The following is a 469-nucleotide window of genomic DNA, read 5'->3' as shown; positions in this document are numbered from 1 at the left end:
TCTCTAAAGAGTCTGTTGTTCAAATACAACAGACAGTTTATATCGTGCTGGCATTATTAGGGATTGCGTTGGCCGTTTTTCTGTATATCAATTTCAGAAACAATCTGAAACGAAAAAAAAGTGCTTCACTGGAAACAGACACCACTAATGTTCCGGAAAAAGCCGACGCCAAAGAAAACCTTTCAGATTTCGTGATACTCAATAGCCATCCAACCCCTTCGGCCGTGATGCGTACCGATGGAATTCTGACGTATGTTAACCCTGCATTTGCTTCTATTTTTGGGACTTCACCCGAAAACATGCACCGATTGTTGTTATATAATATATTACCTGCACACATATCCACTGCCTTATCGCTTTCGTTATCGCACAATGAACAAACAAGTGGCATTACAACCAACGCATTCTTTTCGCCCAACACAAAGTGCCGTTACAAAGCTTGCTGGTATCGCAATGGAAAAAACAATTC

General features: G+C 40.9%; 1 protein-coding gene. It reads left to right on the top strand.

Going from position 1 to position 469, the window contains the following annotated elements; translation table 11 throughout:
- On the top strand, positions 1-469 hold a 469-nt coding region (locus tag C6366_RS20960; protein ID WP_199221590.1), incomplete at both ends, for a PAS domain-containing protein.

The organism is Desulfonatronum sp. SC1 (assembly GCF_003046795.1).
Classification (GTDB): domain Bacteria; phylum Desulfobacterota; class Desulfovibrionia; order Desulfovibrionales; family Desulfonatronaceae; genus Desulfonatronum.
Note: the sequence above shows the minus strand (reverse complement) of the source record. Positions and strands in the feature narration are given on the sequence as shown.